This is a genomic window from Gordonia sp. NPDC062954 (genome assembly GCF_044543825.1).
Taxonomy (GTDB): domain Bacteria; phylum Actinomycetota; class Actinomycetes; order Mycobacteriales; family Mycobacteriaceae; genus Gordonia; species Gordonia tangerina.
The window spans coordinates 116,512-134,643 of the sequence record NZ_JBITWL010000013.1; the positions used below are offsets into that span (position 1 = coordinate 116,512).

Here is an 18,132-nt window from a genome sequence, read left to right on the forward strand (position 1 = left end):
CGATGTCGACGCTGCGTCGCCGGCTGCTCGGGCTGGTGTTCTTCATCGTGGTCGCGTTGTTCTTCGTGGTCACCATCACCAAGTTCAACGACGGATTCACCACCTTCACCAATGTCACCCTCAAGACCGATTCGACCGGCAACGCGTTGCCCGCGAACGCCGACGTCAAGGCGCGCGGCGTCATCGTCGGCGAGGTCCGCGACGTGGAACCCACCGACGACGACGCGGTCTCGGTGACCCTCGGCCTCGACCCGGACATGGCGGCGCAGCTGCCGGAGAACACCACCGCGCGCATCCTGCCGAAAACGCTGTTCGGCGAACGCTATGTGGATCTGCAGGTGCCCACCGACGACGCGTCGGCGGCCACCCTGTCCTCCGGCTCCACCATCTACACCGATGAGAGCGGCAACGCGAAGGAACTGCAGGAGCTGTTCGACGACCTGCTGCCGGTGCTCGATGCGATCCCGCCGCAGGATCTCAACGTCACGCTGACCTCGTTGTCGCAGGCGTTGGCCGGTCGCGGTGAGCAGCTCGGTGTCACCTTCGACGAACTCGACACCATCTTCCGGCGCTTCAACGACAACATGCCGGAGCTACAGGGCACCCTGCGTGGTCTGTCGAGCTTCTCGCAGACCTACTCCGAGGCGCTGCCCGACGTCATCGACGCCCTCGACAACTTCCGCACCACCAACAGAACCATCGTCGAACGCCAAGGCGATCTACGCACGCTGATCGCCACCGTCGGTGTCGCCGCGACCGACACCACGGCGTTCCTGCGACAGAACCGCACCGACCTGATCGACCTCGCCGTCGACTCGGAACCGTTCCTGGTGGGTCTGGCCAAGCAGTCACCGACCTTCGTGTGCACCTTCCGCAACTTCGCCGGCCTGATCCCGGAGTCCCGCAAGATCGTCGGTCAGGGCACCGACAACCCGGGTGTGCGGGTGAACCTGCAGTTCGTCAACCCGCGCGGCCGGTACCTGCCCAACCAGGACGAGCCGCGGCTGCTCGACACCGATCCGCCCGCCGTCTGCTACGAACCGGCGACCGACGGCCGTCCGTTCCCGCAGTATCCCGGCGGTGGTTTGGCCGACGGTTCGTATCAGCCGCCGTCCCGTAACGCCGGTCCGCGCAACGTACAGACGCTGCCACAGCCACAGTTCTCGGCGACACCGGCGGGCAACATCGCCAACCCGTTCGACGACCCGGATTACGTGAAGCAGTTGAAGGTCATCTACGGCGGCGCCAACGGCACCGATCCCGAGAAGGTACCCACCTGGGTCACCACGATCGGCGGAACGTCGCTTCAGGGAGCGCAGGTCACCATCCGATGAAATCCATCACCGGACCGCTGATCAAGCTGATCACCTTCGGCGTGGTCACGGTCATCGCCACCAGCCTGCTGGCGCTGACCATCGCCAACGCCGGCGGCGACGGCGACAGCGACTACAAGGCGGTGTTCTCCGACGCCGCGATGCTCAACCCCGGCGACGATGTGCGCATCGCCGGTGTCCGCGTCGGCCAGGTCACCTCGGTCGACGTGTACGAGCGCAACAAGGCGATGGTCGAGTTCAACGTGGACCGCGACCAACTACCCGAGGGCACCCAGCTCTACATCCGTTACCGCAACCTCACCGGCCTGCGGTACCTGGCGTTGGAGAAGGGCGCCGGCGACCCGAACAAGACGGTCGACACCGGCTACACCTTCGGTGTCGACGGCGCGGACAACACCCATCCGGCGGTGAATCTGACCGAGCTGTTCAACGGGTTCAAACCGCTGTTCCGCGAACTATCGGCCGAGGACGTCAACACGCTGTCCGAGCAGATCATCAAGGTGTTCCAAGGCGAGAGCGGCACCATCTCTCAACTGATCAGCAGCACGTCGGAGCTGACCAATGCGGTGGCCGACAAGGACAAGGTGATCGGCGAACTGATCACCAATCTCACCACCGTGCTCGACACCGTGAACCGCAACGACGACCAGTTCACCGCACTGCTCGACAACACCGAGCAGCTGGTGACCGGTCTGGCGGCGCAACGCGGTTCGGTGGGCTCGGCGATCACCTCCGTGTCGAACCTGACCGCGGTGACCGCGTCGATCCTGCAGCCCACCCGTCCGGCGATCCAGGGTGACATCGCGGGATTGAAATCGCTGGCCGACCAGATCAACGCCCGCGACGAGGACGTCGCGCAGACGTTGACGAATCTTCCGGTGAAACTGCAGAAGATCGGCCGCGCCGCCACCTTCGGCTCGTGGTTCCAGTTCTATCTGTGCGGCATCGACGTGGTGGCCGGCAACGGGAAGTCGACGCTGCTGACGCAGCCACTGATCCCGCTGCCCGACATCAACCACGTGCTCTACACCAGCGCGGCCACCCGCTGCTGGAAGGACGAAAGGCCGGGGGGCTGACCTGTGGCTGACGATCAGCAGAACCGGCCGCAGCCGGATGGCGACGACGCGCAGACCGAACGGTTCTCGACCGAGGACGTTCGCGCTGCCGCCCGCGCCGGTAACCAATCCGAGCAGGCCGAGCCGCAACAGAATGCGCACCCGCATCGTCGATTCGGCGGTCGCCGCACCCCGGTCAGCATCGGCGCCATCGGCATCCTCATCCTGTTGATGACCGCGGTGTCGGCGTTCTTCCTGAACTCGCTGCCCCTGATCGGTGCGGCGGCGCGCTACACCGCCCAGTTCTCCGAGGCGGCCGGGCTCAAACCGGGCGCCGAGGTGCGGGTGGCCGGCGTCAAGGTCGGCGAGGTCGACGGCGTCGCGCTCGCCGGTGACCACGTGGACGTGAAGTTCCGGGTCACCAACACCTGGATCGGCAACCAGACGCAGGCGTCGATTCAGATCAAGACGATCCTGGGCCAGAAGTACCTGGCATTGAATCCGCAGGGCACCGAGCCCGCCGATCCCGATGTCGCGCTGACCGACACGGTGTCGCCCTACGACGTCGTCGAGGCGTTCTCGGATGCTGCGGACCAGATCGAGGAGCTCGACACCGATCAGCTCGCCGAGTCGATGGAATCGCTGAGCGACGCGTTCTCCGGAACCGCAGGCGACATCGGACCGTCGCTGGACGGTCTGACGCGGTTGTCGCAGACCATCGCCAGCCGTGACCAGGAGGTGCAGCGGCTGCTCGAGGCGACCAAGTCGACGTCGCAGATCCTCGCCGACCGCAACGAGGAGTTCGTCCGCCTGATCGCCGGCGCCGGGCAGCTGCTCGACGAACTCAACAACCGGCAGCAGGCGATCTCCAGGCTGCTGTCCACGACGACGGTGCTGTCGGATTCGTTGTCGGGGATCGTGGCCGACAACCAGGAGCAGATCGGGCCGGCTCTGGAGTCGTTGCAACAGGTCAATCAGCTGCTGATCGCGCAGAACCAGAATCTGCGCGACACCATCACCTACATGGCGCCGTTCTACCGCCTTTACGCGAACGTGCTGGGCAACGGTCGCTGGTTCGAGTCGGTGGTCACCAACCTGCTGCCGCCGGCGTTGCCGCAGCAGAACACCACCCGACCGCCCAACAAACAGGTACTGCAGAACAACGGCGGAACGGAGGCCGGCTGATGAGCACCGCACCCGACCTCACCGGCACCGCCGGCCCGGGCCGCTGGTTCACTCCACGCCACATCGTCGTGGGTGTCCTCGGGCTGATCGTGGCGCTGATCGTCGCCGGTGTGCTCTGGTGGGCGTTCTCCATGATCGGCACCACCAAGATCACCGCGACCTTCGCCCGCAGCGTCGGCATCTACTCGGGCTCGGATGTCCGGGTCCTCGGCGTCGCCGTCGGCAAGGTCGACGACGTGACCCCGCAGGGTGACACCGTCAAGGTGACGATGACCGTCGACCGCGGCATCGACCTGCCCGCCGATGTGCGGGCCGTGCAGATCATCCCGTCGGTGGTGGCCGACCGATATGTGCAGCTGACTCCCGCCTACAGCGGTGGGGAGAAGGCACCCAAGGACATCACGCTGTCGCTGGATCAGACGATGGTCCCGGTCGAGGTGGATCAGATCTATGACAGCGTGCAGAAGCTGTCGGAGGCACTCGGTCCCGAGGGCGCCAACAAGGACGGCGCGGTCAGTGACCTCGTCGCCACCGGCGCCGACAACCTCGAGGGCAACGGCGAGAAGCTCGGCTCGGCCATCGAGGAGCTGTCCAAGGCCACGACCACGCTGAGCAACTCGCGCGGCAACATCGTCGACACCGTCAAGAACCTCGACGTCTTCGTCGGGGCGCTACGGGAGAACGACGCGCAGGTGCGCCAGTTCAACACCCAGATGGCGTCGTTCAACCAATTCCTGGCCGGCGAACGCAACCAGCTCTCGGCGGCGCTGAACAAGCTGTCGGTGGCTCTCGGTGATGTCGCGACGTTTGTCCAGGACAACCGGGAACTGCTCGGCGAGACGGTCAAGGACCTGCAGCCCACCACCCAGGCGTTGCTGGACACCAAGGACCATCTCAAGGAGGTCCTGACCGTCCTGCCCGTCACCATCAACAACCTGATCAACGCCTACGACGCCGAGTCCGGCACATTGGCCCTGCGGCTGACCATCCCGGATCTGCAGGACCTGATCGGCGCGCAGTGCCGTCTGCTCGATCTCGGCAAGTTGCTCGACGGAGACCCCGCCGCCGAACAGTTCAGCACCACCCTCGCCCCGCTGATCAGCCAGTGCGAGGACATCGGCAAGCAGATCACCAGTGGTGTTCTCGAGCCACTGCTGCCGGTCCTGCCGTTCGGCATCATGAGCAACAACAAGCTGCAGCGGTACCCGGCGCCCGGCACCGGCCCGGGCAACCCGGATCCGAACCTGGAATCCGGTGCGGAGTCGGCACCGCCGACCGGCCCGGCGGTCAGCCGACCGTCGACCGCACGTCCCGAGGCGGGTGAGAACTGATGCGACACATCCTGTCCCGCACCCCGCTGCGCGCGGTCATCGGTGCCGCGATGGCGTCGGTGGTGATGGTGCTGGCCGGCTGCGGCAGCAACGGCATCCAGTCGATCCCACTGCCCGGCGGCGTGGACACCGGCGACAATCCGCGGACCTATCAGATCCAGTTCGACGACATCCTCGACCTGGTGCCGCAGTCGATGGTGAAGATGAATGGCATCCCGGTCGGTCGCGTCGAAGCGGTCGAGGTGCCCGACAACCAGTGGTATGCGCAGGTCAAGGTCGAGGTGCAGAACGAGATCGACCTGTCCGACAAGGCCACTGCAGCCGTGCAGCAGACCTCGTTGCTCGGTGAGAAGTTCATCGAGCTGTCCGAACCCGAGGATGCCACCGAGCTGCCCCGGCAGAATCCGGCCGATCCGATCCCGTTGGGTCGTACCCGCACCGCCACCGACATCGAGCAGGTGCTCGGAGCGTTGTCGATGCTGCTCAACGGTGGTGGCATCAACCAGCTGCAGCCGATCGTCACGGAGTTGAACAAGGCCCTGGAAGGGTCGGTCGACCAGCCGTGCGAAGTCGGGCCGAAGGGCCGCACCTGCCCGGTGTTCCGGAGTCTGTTGGAGCAGACGCAGGGGTTGATCACCGGACTCAACCGGCAGCGCGACGACATCGTCAACGCCATCGACGGTCTGGCACGCCTGTCCACGCGGGCCGCGAACCAGAAGGTGCAGATCGAGCGCATCCTGGACGAGATCCCGGAGGGGGTGGCGGTGCTCGAGGAGCAGCGGCCGCAGCTCGTCGACCTGCTCATCAAGCTCGACGACTTGGGCGAGGTGGGCACCGACGTGCTCACCAAATCCCGCGACTCGCTGATCACCGACCTCAAGGCGCTGCGTCCGGTGCTGACCGAGTTGTCGAAGGCGGCGCCCGATCTGATCACCGCCGCCCCGCTGATGCTGACGCTTCCGTTCCCGGACTGGTTGTTGCCCGGTGTGCACGGCGACTCGACCAACCTGTTCATGACGCTGGACTTGCGGCTGCTCAACCAGCTCGAGGCGCTCGGCGTGGGACAGGGGACACCGGAGTACTCGCCGCCGGCACGAGTGGATGTGCCGGTCAATCCCCGCAACCCGTATGTCGGTGACAACGGTCCGCGCTACGGCTGGCCGACCATCACCTTGTTGCCGCCGGGACCGAACTGGGGGCCGGGTCCCAACACCCCGCCGTCGGGTGGGACATACCCGATGAACCCGGCGTCGGGGTCCACGCGGGCGCCGGCGTCGGACGACGAGTCGAGCACCGAGGCCGGATCCGACGACAACGCGGACTTCACACTGCTGCCGCCCGCGCAACCGGGTCAGCGGTTCATCGACGGGCCGCTGGACATGATCGGAGCGGGGCGGTGATGACAGAAGTGTCCCGAATCCTTACTCACGTCGCGGTCCGCGTCGTGGCACAGATGGGGGTGCGCTGATGTTGTCGAAGATGGCACGAATCCAGCTCATCGTGTTCGTCGTGGTGGGGCTGGTCGCACTGGTCTACGTCGGCGCAAAGTATGCACGCCTCGACCGGCTCGCCGGTTTCGGGCAGTACACCGTCACCGCGTCGATGCCGTCTTCGGGTGGCATTTTCACGAATGCGGAGGTGACGTATCGGGGTGTGCCGGTGGGTCGGGTCGGGCAGTTGTCGTTGACCGATGACGGTGTGGATGTGGCGTTGGAGTTGGATTCGGGTGGTCCGGAGATTCCGGCGTCGTCGGCGGCGGTGGTGGCCAATCGGTCGGCGATTGGTGAGCAGTATGTGGATTTGCAGCCGACGTCGTCGCAGGGGCCGTATCTGGAGGATGGTTCGGTGATCACCGATACGTCGGTGCCGCCTGAGTTGGAGGATGTGGTGGCCTCGGCGATTGATTTCACGTCGTCGATTCCGGTGGATGATCTGCATACGGTGATCACCGAGTTGGGTAAGGCGTTTGATGGTCGGGCCAATGATCTGTCGCGGCTGACCGATTCGTTGTCGAAGTTGTCGCGGGCGGGTTATGACTCGTTGGATGAGACGATTTCGTTGATCCAGAATTCTGATGTGGTGTTGGCGACGCAGGCGCAGCAGTCGGATGCGATCTTGTCGTGGTCGCGGAATCTGGATGTGGTGACGGCGACGTTGGCGGCTGCGGATCCGGATTTGCGGCGGTTGTTGAGTACGGGTACGGCGTCGGCGACGCAGATTTCGACGTTGTTGCAGGACAGTGGTGGCGACATCTCGACGGTGGTCAAGCAGTTGGCGAGCACTGTGCGCACCATCGAACCCACCGCATTTGCCACCTCACCCACCTTCGCGATGCTCTCGGCACTGTCGGCCGGAGCGCACAGTCCCGCCCCCGGCGATGGTCAGATCCATTTCGGTGTGGTGTTGGAGACGAATAATCCGGCGGCGTGTACGCGGGGGTATGAGGGTACGCAGGCGATGGTGGATCGGCTCAAGCGTGAGGATCCGTCCTTCGACATCCGGTATGACGATTTTCCGTTCAACACGAATGCCAAGTGCACGGTGCCGGTGGGTAATCCGACGGGTGTGCGTAGTGCGGAGCGGGCGGTGTATGCCAATCCGGAGTTCGCGCAGCCGTGGGATGACATTCCGAAGAAGGATCCGGACAAGTTGAATCTGAACCCGTTGGCGCGGCAGCTGGCGGCGTTGCTGGGAGTCCGACCGCAGTGAGTGCTTGGGATTCTCTCAGGTCCCGATGGTTAGGTGACGGCCGATGACGACGAGTAGCACATCGACCTCTCCGACGTCGGGGCGCGCACGGTCGCGCAGCACCGGCGCGACCGTCGCGTTGGTTGCCGCCATCGTCGCGGTGATCGTCGCGGCCGGCTGCGCGGTCTGGTTCGGCTATCAGGGCTATCAGGCGTACTTCGTGCAGAAGCCGATTCAGGAGGCCCGCGACGGCGCCGTGAACGGTGCCGAGCAGGCCATCATCAACGTGACGACGGTGGACCCGCGCGACACCGCCGACTGGAAGCGTCGGGTGGATGCCTCGCTGACCGGCAAGGCGCGCGAACAGATCACCAACCAGGACGTCAGCAACCTGAACTCGATGATCACCGACGCCGGGCCGCAGGCAGCATCGCTCACCTCGCGTCTCATGCGCAGTGCACCGACCGAGGTGGACGCCGACGGCGGCAACGCGAAGGTGTTGGTCTACGTGGCCGCGACATCCAAGCGGGAGAACGAGGCCGGCGTCACCCAGACGATGGGCTTCTCGGTGTCGATGACCAAGGACGGCGACACGTGGAAGGCCAACGACATCGTCCCGCTCGACTCGCTGCAGTATCAGGACCCGGGCACCGCCGCGGGCCAGGACGGCGGGCAGGGTGCCGACGGGTCCGCGCCCGAGGGAGCCACCCAGAACGGGGGAGGGGGTAACTGATGGCGACCAACCCACGTCCACCGCGCAAGGGACAACGACCCAAGCGCAAGTCCACCCCCCGGGTCGCCGGCCGCACCGCGCCCGGCCACCCCGCCGACGGAACCCAGAATCCCGCCGACGGAACCCCGAATGTCGCCGACGGAACCCCGAATGTCGCCGACGCAACCCCGAGCCCCGCCGACGAAACCCAGAATCCCGCCGACGGAACTTCGAGTCCCACCGAGGCAAGTACCACCTCCGACGTCCCTGAGAACGACCCGGCTCCGGCCCAGGTCGCCTCGGCTGCGTCCGACGGCACCGCGGATTCCGTCGACGACAGTCCGTCGGCTGACTCGACCAACGACGCCGACCAGCCCAAGCCGGCCGCCAAACGCCGGGTGGCACGTGTGTCGACTCTCCGCCCGGGCGACTCCGCCGCCACGAGCCCGTCGCAGGCGTCATCGAGCACACCGTCTCGGAGACGTCCCGTGCGATCCGGGCTGCGGACCGTGGTCGGGGTGCTGGCTGCACTCGCGGTGGTACTCGGCATCTTCGCCCTCGTCGCCGGCCTGCATCCGGGCGCTGACATCGGGCCCAACCAGGCCTTCGTCGACCAGCCGGCCACCACGGAACTGACCTCGCAGGTGCAGAGCAAGGCCTGCGCACTGACCGTCAACACCGTCGACATCGACAAATGGGCCGGCGAGGCGCGGGCGGTCCTGACCGGCCAGGCGTTGACGGAGTTCGACGAGTATATGCCTCAACAACGCGACATCCTCAATCAGACCAAGGCGGTCGCCGACTGCCGGGTGGAATCGGTGGGCGTCGCCGACCTGAGCGGTGGCGATGACGGCGACACCGCCCAGGTCGTCGTCAACATGATCGTGAGCCAGCAGCAGGCCGGGATCGCCGGACAGAGTGCCGCGCCGCGATACCAGTTCGGCATGATCAAGCAGGGTGACGCCTGGCTGATCAACAAGGTCGACGCGTTCTAGCCACCACCCCGGATGTCCACCTGCAGGACGTCCACCCGTCTCGAGAACCGCCCCCGAAATGCACCCGATACGAGCGCGCCGCGAACGATATGTCGCTGCCGCCTCGCCCTCGGGTGCTTTTCGGGGTGCATTTCGTTCTGGAGGCGCGCTCCGCATGGCTCCGCGCAGGTCCGGCCCCGTCTTTCTGACTCAAATATGCGCGTAGCGCTTGACGTATCGGCGATGTCGGGCCACGCTGTCACCAGCGAATGACGTGCAGGCAGCCACCCGCGCGAACTCGCTTCCAGACGTGGCTTGACAAAGTGCGTCTATTTTCTGCTACAGTTGGACGTTGCGCTGGCTGCCTCCTGTCCATGTACCGATCCTTCCTCTGGCCACCTTTGCTGTGTGTGCTCGTGGTGATCGCCGAAGTTGCAGGTGCCACCAGCGAACGGCCCATCAAGCCAAGCACCGAGCTAGGTAGAACACTTCGTGTTGGAAGGACGCATCTTGGCACTCGACCGCCAGTCCACCTCAACCATCCCCGGCGCGCCCAAGCGCGCATCTTTTGCAAAGATCGACGAGCCACTGGAGGTCCCCGGACTCCTCGACCTCCAGCTCGATTCCTTCGAGTGGCTCGTGGGTACCCCCGAGTGGCGTGCCAAGGCCATTGCCCGTGGTGACGACAACCCCACCGGTGGTCTCGAGGACATCCTGCACGAACTGTCCCCCATCGAGGACTTCTCCGGCTCGATGTCGCTGTCCTTCTCCGAGCCGCACTTCGACGAGGTCAAGGCCTCCGTCGAGGAGTGCAAGGACAAGGACATGACCTATGCGGCGCCGCTGTTCGTCACCGCGGAGTTCATCAACAACAACACCGGCGAGATCAAGTCGCAGACCGTGTTCATGGGCGACTTCCCGATCATGACCGACAAGGGCAGCTTCATCATCAACGGCACCGAGCGTGTCGTGGTGAGCCAGCTGGTGCGCAGCCCGGGCGTCTACTTCGACTCCTCGATCGACAAGGCCACCGAGAAGAACCTGCACACCGTCAAGGTGATCCCGGGCCGTGGTGCTTGGCTCGAGTTCGACGTCGACAAGCGCGACACTGTGGGCGTTCGCATCGACCGCAAGCGTCGCCAGCCGGTCACCGTGCTGCTCAAAGCGCTGGGCCTGACCACCGAGGAGATCACCGAGCGCTTCGGTTTCTCCGAGATCATGATGTCCACCCTGGAGAAGGACAACACCGCCAACCAGGACGAGGCGCTGCTCGAGGTCTACCGCAAGCTGCGTCCGGGTGAGCCGCCGACCAAGGAGTCCGCGGAGAACCTCCTGGAGAACCTGTTCTTCAAGGAGAAGCGCTACGACCTCGCCCGCGTCGGCCGCTACAAGATCAACAAGAAGCTCGGCCTCACCGACAACCCGATGTCGGGCGAGGGCGTGCTGACCCGCGAGGACATCATCGCCACGGTCGAGTACCTGGTGCGTCTGCACGAGGCCGACCCGCACACCACCACCTACATGACCGTCCCCGGCGGCGTGGAGGTTCCGGTGGAGGTCGACGACATCGACCACTTCGGCAACCGTCGTCTGCGTACCGTCGGCGAGCTGATCCAGAACCAGATCCGTGTGGGTCTGTCGCGCATGGAGCGTGTCGTGCGTGAGCGCATGACCACCCAGGACGTCGAGGCGATCACCCCGCAAACCCTGATCAACATCCGTCCCGTCGTGGCGGCGATCAAGGAGTTCTTCGGCACCAGCCAGCTGTCGCAGTTCATGGACCAGAACAACCCGCTGTCGGGTCTGACCCACAAGCGTCGTCTGTCGGCGCTGGGCCCGGGCGGTCTGAGTCGTGAGCGTGCCGGCCTCGAGGTACGCGACGTGCACCCGAGCCACTACGGCCGCATGTGCCCGATCGAGACCCCTGAGGGGCCCAACATCGGTCTGATCGGTTCGCTGTCGGTGTACGCGCGGGTGAACCCGTTCGGCTTCATCGAAACCCCGTACCGCAAGGTCGAGAACGGTGTGGTCACCGACAGCGTCAAGTACCTGACCGCCGACGAAGAGGACCGCTACCTCGTCGGCCAGGCGAACACGAACTACGACCTGAACGGGCAGATCACCGACGGCCGTGTATTGGTCCGCAAGAAGGGCTCCGAGGTGGAGTTCGTCAACCCGGATCAGGTCGACTACCTCGACGTCTCGCCGCGCCAGATGGTGTCGGTCGCGACCGCGATGATCCCGTTCCTCGAGCACGACGACGCCAACCGTGCCCTGATGGGTGCCAACATGCAGCGTCAGGCCGTGCCGCTGGTGCGTAACGAGTCGCCGCTGGTGGGCACCGGTATGGAGCTGCGCGCCGCCGTCGACGCCGGCGACGTCATCGTCTCCGACAAGACCGGTGTCGTCGAAGAGGTCTCCGCCGACTACATCACCGTGATGGCCGACGACGGCAGCCGCGACACCTACCGGATGCGCAAGTTCGCCCGCTCCAACCACGGCACCTGCGCCAACCAGCGCCCGATCGTGGACGAGGGGCAGCGTGTCGAGACCGGCCAGGTGCTGGCCGACGGTCCGTGCACCGAAGACGGCGAGATGGCGCTGGGCAAGAACCTGCTCGTCGCGATCATGCCGTGGGAGGGCCACAACTACGAGGACGCGATCATCCTGAGCCAGCGTCTCGTCGAAGAGGACACCCTCACCTCGATCCACATCGAGGAGCACGAGATCGACGCCCGCGACACCAAGCTCGGCGCCGAGGAGATCACCCGGGACATCCCGAACGTCTCCGACGAGGTCCTCGCCGATCTCGACGAGCGCGGCATCGTGCGTATCGGTGCCGAGGTCCGTGACGGCGACATCCTGGTCGGCAAGGTCACCCCGAAGGGTGAGACCGAGCTGACCCCGGAGGAGCGACTGCTGCGTGCGATCTTCGGTGAGAAGGCGCGCGAGGTGCGTGACACCTCGCTGAAGGTGCCGCACGGCGAGACCGGCAAGGTCATCGGTGTGCGCGTGTTCAGCCGCGACGACGACGACGATCTGGCTCCCGGCGTCAATGAGCTCGTGCGTGTGTACGTGGCTCAGAAGCGCAAGATCCAGGACGGCGACAAGTTGGCCGGCCGCCACGGCAACAAGGGCGTCATCGGCAAGATCCTTCCGCAGGAGGACATGCCGTTCCTGCCTGACGGCACGCCCGTCGACATCATCCTGAACACCCACGGTGTGCCGCGTCGTATGAACATCGGCCAGATCCTGGAAACCCACCTCGGGTGGGTGGCCAAGGCCGGCTGGAACATCAACGTGGCCTCCGGTGTGCCGGATTGGGCGTCGAAGCTGCCCGAGGAGATGTACTCCGCCGAGCCCGACACCAACACCGCCACCCCGGTGTTCGACGGCGCGCGCGAGGAGGAGCTGCAGGGCCTGCTGGGCTCGACGCTGCCCAACCGCGACGGCGAGGTGATGGTCAACAGCGACGGCAAGGCGACGCTGTTCGACGGTCGTTCCGGCGAGCCGTTCCCGTATCCGGTTTCGGTTGGCTACATGTACATCATCAAGCTGCACCACCTGGTCGACGACAAGATCCACGCGCGTTCGACCGGTCCGTACTCGATGATCACCCAGCAGCCGCTCGGCGGTAAGGCGCAGTTCGGTGGTCAGCGCTTCGGTGAGATGGAGTGCTGGGCCATGCAGGCCTACGGCGCCGCCTACACGCTGCAGGAGCTGCTGACCATCAAGTCCGACGACGTGGTCGGCCGCGTGAAGGTGTACGAGGCGATCGTCAAGGGCGAGAACATCCCCGAGCCGGGTATCCCCGAGTCGTTCAAGGTGCTCCTCAAGGAGCTGCAGTCGCTGTGCCTGAACGTGGAGGTGCTCTCCTCCGACGGTGCCGCGATCACCATGCAGGACTCCGACGACGAGGATCTCGAGCGTGCGGCGGCGAACCTGGGAATCAACTTGTCGCGCAACGAGTCCGCGACGGTTGACGATCTGGCCAACTGACCCCACCGACGAACCAGACTTAAGAGCTCTCGAAAGGTAACAAGTGCTCGACGTCAATTACTTCGACGAACTGAAGATCGGTCTCGCCACGGCCGATGACATCCACAACTGGTCGTACGGTGAGGTCAAGAAGCCCGAGACCATCAACTACCGCACCCTCAAGCCGGAGAAGGACGGACTCTTCTGCGAGAAGATCTTCGGCCCGACCCGCGACTGGGAGTGCTACTGCGGCAAGTACAAGCGCGTCCGCTTCAAGGGCATCATCTGTGAGCGCTGCGGCGTCGAGGTGACCCGCGCCAAGGTGCGGCGTGAGCGGATGGGCCACATCGAGCTGGCCGCCCCGGTCACCCACATCTGGTACTTCAAGGGTGTGCCGAGCCGGCTGGGCTACCTGCTCGACCTGGCGCCGAAGGATCTCGAGAAGATCATCTACTTCGCCGCCTATGTCATCACGTCGGTCGACGACGAGCTGCGTCACGCGGAGCTGTCGACCCGTGAGGCCGAGATGGAGGTCGAGAAGAAGGCCGTCGCCGATCAGCGCGACGTCGACCTGAACGAGCGTCAGCAGAAGCTCGAGGCCGACCTGGCTGAACTCGAGGCCGAGGGCGCCAAGGCCGATGTGCGCCGCAAGGTGCGTGACGGTGCCGAGCGCGAGATGCGGCGCATGCGTGATCAGGCCCAGCGGCAGCTCGACGAGCTCGAGGAGATCTGGGACAAGTTCACCAAGTTGAGCCCGGGCGAGCTGATTATCGACGAGAAGCTCTACCGTCAGCTCGACGAGCGTTTCGGTGAGTACTTCACCGGCGCGATGGGTGCCGAGGCGATCAAGAAGCTCCTGGAGAACTTCGACATCGACGCCGAGGCCGACTCGCTGCGCGACACCATCCGCAACGGCAAGGGCCAGAAGAAGCTGCGTGCGCTCAAGCGACTGAAGGTGGTCGCGGCTTTCCAGCAGTCGGGTAACAGCCCGCTGGGTATGGTGCTCGACGCAGTGCCGGTGATCCCGCCGGAGCTGCGTCCGATGGTGCAGCTCGACGGTGGCCGCTTCGCCACCTCCGACCTCAACGACCTGTATCGCCGCGTCATCAACCGCAACAACCGCCTCAAGCGACTGATCGACCTCGGTGCGCCCGAGATCATCGTCAACAACGAGAAGCGGATGCTGCAGGAGTCGGTGGACGCCCTGTTCGACAACGGTCGTCGCGGCCGTCCGGTCACCGGACCGGGCAACCGCCCGCTGAAGTCGCTCTCGGATCTGCTCAAGGGCAAGCAGGGTCGTTTCCGTCAGAACCTGCTCGGCAAGCGCGTCGACTACTCGGGCCGCTCGGTCATCGTCGTCGGCCCGCAGCTCAAGCTGCACCAGTGCGGTCTGCCGAAACTGATGGCGCTCGAGCTGTTCAAGCCGTTCGTGATGAAGCGTCTGGTCGACCTGAACCAGGCACAGAACATCAAGTCGGCCAAGCGCATGGTGGAGCGTCAGCGCCCCGCCGTGTGGGACGTGCTCGAAGAGGTCATCGGCGAGCACCCGGTGCTGCTCAACCGCGCACCGACGCTGCACCGCCTCGGCATCCAGGCCTTCGAGCCGCAGCTGGTGGAAGGCAAGGCCATCCAGTTGCACCCGCTGGTCTGTGAGGCGTTCAACGCCGACTTCGACGGCGACCAGATGGCCGTGCACCTCCCGCTGTCCGCGGAGGCACAGGCCGAGGCGCGCATCCTGATGCTGTCGAGCAACAACATCCTGTCGCCGGCATCGGGCCGTCCGCTCGCCATGCCGCGTCTGGACATGGTGACCGGCCTGTACTACCTGACCACGCTGAAGGAAGGCGCGGCAGGCGAGTACAGCCCGGCATCGAACGACGATGTCGAGCGCGGCGTCTACTCGAGTCCGGCCGAGGCCATCATGGCTGTCGACCTCGGTGCACTGACCGTGCAGTCGCGCATCAAGGTGCGGCTGACCGATCAGCGTCCGCCGGCCGAGATCGAGGCCGAGCTGTTTCCGGACGGCTGGACCTACGGTCAGGCTTGGTACTGCGACACCACGCTGGGTCGCGTCATGTTCAACGAGCTGCTCCCGGTGGAGTACCCGTTCGTCAACGAGCAGATGCCGAAGAAGCGTCAGGCCGTCATCATCAACGACCTGGCCGAGCGGTATCCGATGATCGTGGTCGCCCAGACCGTCGACAAGCTCAAGGACGTCGGCTTCTACTGGGCCACCCGTTCGGGTGTGACCGTGTCGATGGCCGACGTGCTGGTGCCGCCGCAGAAGAAGGAGATCCTCGACAAGTACGAGGAGCGGGCCGACGGTCTGGAGCGCAAGTTCCAGCGCGGTGCGTTGACTCCGGAAGAGCGTCGTGACGCACTCGTCGAGATCTGGAAGCAGGCCACCGAAGAGGTCGGACAGGTCATGGAGGCTCACTACCCGGACGACAACCCGATCCCGATGATCGTGAAGTCGGGTGCGGCGGGCAACATGACCCAGATCCGCTCGCTGGCGGGCATGAAGGGTCTGGTGACCAACCCGAAGGGTGAGTTCATCCCGCGTCCGATCAAGTCCTCGTTCCGCGAGGGTCTGACCGTGGCCGAGTACTTCATCAACACCCACGGTGCCCGTAAGGGTCTGGCCGACACCGCGTTGCGTACCGCCGACTCGGGTTACCTGACCCGTCGTCTGGTGGACGTGTCCCAGGACGTCATCGTTCGCGAGACCGACTGCGGCACTGAGCGTGGCATCAACACGACCATCGCCGAGAAGATGCCCGACGGCACGCTGATCCGCGATGCGCATGTGGAGACCTCCACCTACGCACGCACGTTGGCGACCGACGCGCTCGACGAGAACGGCAACGTCATCGTCGAACGCGGCCACGACCTCGGCGACCCGGCCATCGAGGCACTCCTCGCGGCCGGTATCACCCAGGTCAAGGTGCGGTCGGTGCTCACCTGTGCCACCGGCACCGGGGTGTGCGCGCACTGCTACGGGCGTTCGATGGCGACCGGCAAGCTCGTCGACATCGGCGAGGCCGTCGGCATCATCGCGGCTCAGTCGATCGGTGAGCCCGGTACCCAGCTGACGATGCGTACGTTCCACCAGGGTGGCGTCGGTGAAGACATCACCGGCGGTCTGCCCCGCGTCCAGGAGCTCTTCGAGGCGCGCGTGCCCAAGGGTGTCGCGCCGATCGCGGAGGTCTCCGGTCGGGTGCGCCTCGAGGACGACGACCGCTTCTACAAGATCACCATCATCCCCGATGATGGCTCCGAAGAGGTTGTCTACGACAAGATCTCGAAGCGTCAGCGTCTGCGCGTGTTCAAGCACGATGACGGTTCCGAGCGGCTGCTGGCCGACGGCGACCACGTCGATGTGGGCCAGCAGCTCATGGAGGGTTCGGCGAACCCGCACGAGGTGCTGCGCGTGATGGGCCCGCGTCAGGTGCAGGTGCACCTGGTCAACGAGGTCCAGGAGGTCTACCGCAGCCAGGGTGTGTCGATCCACGACAAGCACATCGAGACCATCGTGCGTCAGATGCTGCGTCGCGTGACGATCATCGACTCTGGTGCCACCGAGTTCCTGCCCGGTTCGCTCACCGAGCGTTCCGAGTTCGAGTCGGAGAACCGTCGCGTCGTGACCGAGGGTGGCGAGCCCGCCGCCGGACGTCCCGTGCTGATGGGTATCACCAAGGCAAGCCTCGCGACCGAGTCGTGGTTGTCGGCGGCGTCGTTCCAGGAGACCACGCGTGTCCTGACCGATGCGGCCATCAACAGCCGCAGCGACAAGCTGATCGGTCTCAAGGAGAATGTGATCATCGGTAAGCTGATCCCGGCCGGTACCGGCATCAACCAGTACCGCAACATCCAGGTGCAGCCGACCGAAGAGGCACGCGCCGCGGCCTACGCGGTGCCGTCCTACGACGACACCTACTACAGCCCGGACGGCACCTTCGGTGCTCCCGCCGGCGCTGCGGTGCCGCTGGACGACTACGGCTTCTCCAACGACTACCGGTAGCCTCCACCCGCCGATCGATCTCGATCTCGACAAGCTCGATCCAGCGGATACGCCACTCACTACGTTCGCGGCTACTCGATCCAAGGAGTAGTCCGAGGCGCTAGCTTCCACTGGTGATCGAGTAGTCCGAGGCGCTAGCTTCCACTGGTGATCGAGTAGTCCGAGGCGCTAGCCGAGGACGTATCGAGATCACGTAAGCCGAATCGCAAACGGCCCCCGCACTTTCGAGTGCGGGGGCCGTTCGCGTGTACGCCCAGCATGGGCATTCGCTTGGAGGTGGAAGTCCTCTGGAGGGGAAGGTGGTTTAACTCCTAGTCGATGGCAACTGCGTCACTGCGAGGTGGGGTGGGAAGGAAGCCGGAGACGAAATCCTGCACCGAGGGACACGAACCGCATATGAGGCATGTCGATCGGGGTAAGCCAGCACGAGATGGTGAAGCCCGTTCCACCGAAACGGTCGGTGTGTAAATGCGGCGGCGGCAGGAGGACAGTGAATGTTCTTATCTGGGGAGATCTGTCCTGGTGCGTCGACGATTCGTGTCGACGCGGTACTGCTCGGGAGGGTGGTGCTGACGGGGCAGAAGTCAGCAGAGGTCGTAGTACCAGCGGGAATCAGGTGAGTGCTGGGAAGGGCTGAACGCTGAGAATTGACGGTTGTGACCAGCATTTCTCGCGACGACGACGATGATCGCCGCCAACCCGCTTCTGGCGGGGCAGACCGATGAGGAGGTACCGGTGAATCCGGAAGGGCCCTCGGCTGTGTCATTTGCCACCGCTATGGGGCCACCTGGATTGCCACGAGCATGGGACCACCTTGGCGCGTTATTGAGGATGCTCTGCGGGGTTGGGTCGGT

General features: G+C 65.1%; 10 protein-coding genes. All 10 read left to right on the forward strand.

Annotated elements, in window-relative coordinates; translation table 11 throughout:
* The first annotated feature begins 2 nt into the window (after positions 1-2).
* A complete protein-coding gene (locus tag ACIGKQ_RS14335) occupies positions 3-1,334 on the forward strand; it encodes an MCE family protein (RefSeq protein ID WP_235723466.1) in 1,332 nt (443 codons plus the stop codon).
* The gene (locus tag ACIGKQ_RS14340; RefSeq protein WP_235723467.1) at positions 1,331-2,410 is read left to right on the forward strand and encodes an MCE family protein; all 1,080 of its coding nucleotides are present in this window, start codon (positions 1,331-1,333) and stop codon (positions 2,408-2,410) included. The genes ACIGKQ_RS14335 and ACIGKQ_RS14340 overlap by 4 nt, the downstream gene beginning before the upstream one ends.
* 3 nt (positions 2,411-2,413) lie before the next feature.
* Positions 2,414-3,574 carry an MCE family protein gene (locus ACIGKQ_RS14345; protein ID WP_396574166.1) on the forward strand — a complete coding sequence of 387 codons (1,161 nt, stop codon included), beginning with the start codon at positions 2,414-2,416 and terminating at the stop codon, positions 3,572-3,574.
* Positions 3,574-4,905, forward strand: a complete 1,332-nt coding sequence (locus tag ACIGKQ_RS14350; protein WP_287015275.1) for an MCE family protein — start codon at positions 3,574-3,576, stop codon at positions 4,903-4,905. Before ACIGKQ_RS14345 ends, ACIGKQ_RS14350 begins: the two co-directional genes overlap by 1 nt.
* 11 nt (positions 4,906-4,916) lie before the next feature.
* A complete protein-coding gene (locus ACIGKQ_RS14355; protein WP_396574181.1) occupies positions 4,917-6,305 on the forward strand; it encodes an MCE family protein in 1,389 nt (462 codons plus the stop codon).
* Between the two features lie 67 nt (positions 6,306-6,372).
* A complete protein-coding gene (locus tag ACIGKQ_RS14360; protein ID WP_396574169.1) occupies positions 6,373-7,614 on the forward strand; it encodes an MCE family protein in 1,242 nt (413 codons plus the stop codon).
* A gap of 43 nt (positions 7,615-7,657) precedes the next feature.
* Positions 7,658-8,326 carry a hypothetical protein gene (locus ACIGKQ_RS14365; protein ID WP_266063877.1) on the forward strand — a complete coding sequence of 223 codons (669 nt, stop codon included), beginning with the start codon at positions 7,658-7,660 and terminating at the stop codon, positions 8,324-8,326.
* Positions 8,326-9,300, forward strand: a complete 975-nt coding sequence (locus tag ACIGKQ_RS14370; protein WP_396574171.1) for a hypothetical protein — start codon at positions 8,326-8,328, stop codon at positions 9,298-9,300. Before ACIGKQ_RS14365 ends, ACIGKQ_RS14370 begins: the two co-directional genes overlap by 1 nt.
* A 489-nt stretch (positions 9,301-9,789) precedes the next feature.
* Entirely contained in the window at positions 9,790-13,278 is a 3,489-nt protein-coding gene (locus ACIGKQ_RS14375; RefSeq protein WP_235723474.1) for a DNA-directed RNA polymerase subunit beta, read from the forward strand.
* A 43-nt stretch (positions 13,279-13,321) separates the two neighbouring features.
* Entirely contained in the window at positions 13,322-17,278 is a 3,957-nt protein-coding gene (locus ACIGKQ_RS14380) for a DNA-directed RNA polymerase subunit beta' (protein ID WP_235723475.1), read from the forward strand.
* The last annotated feature ends 854 nt before the right edge of the window (positions 17,279-18,132 follow it).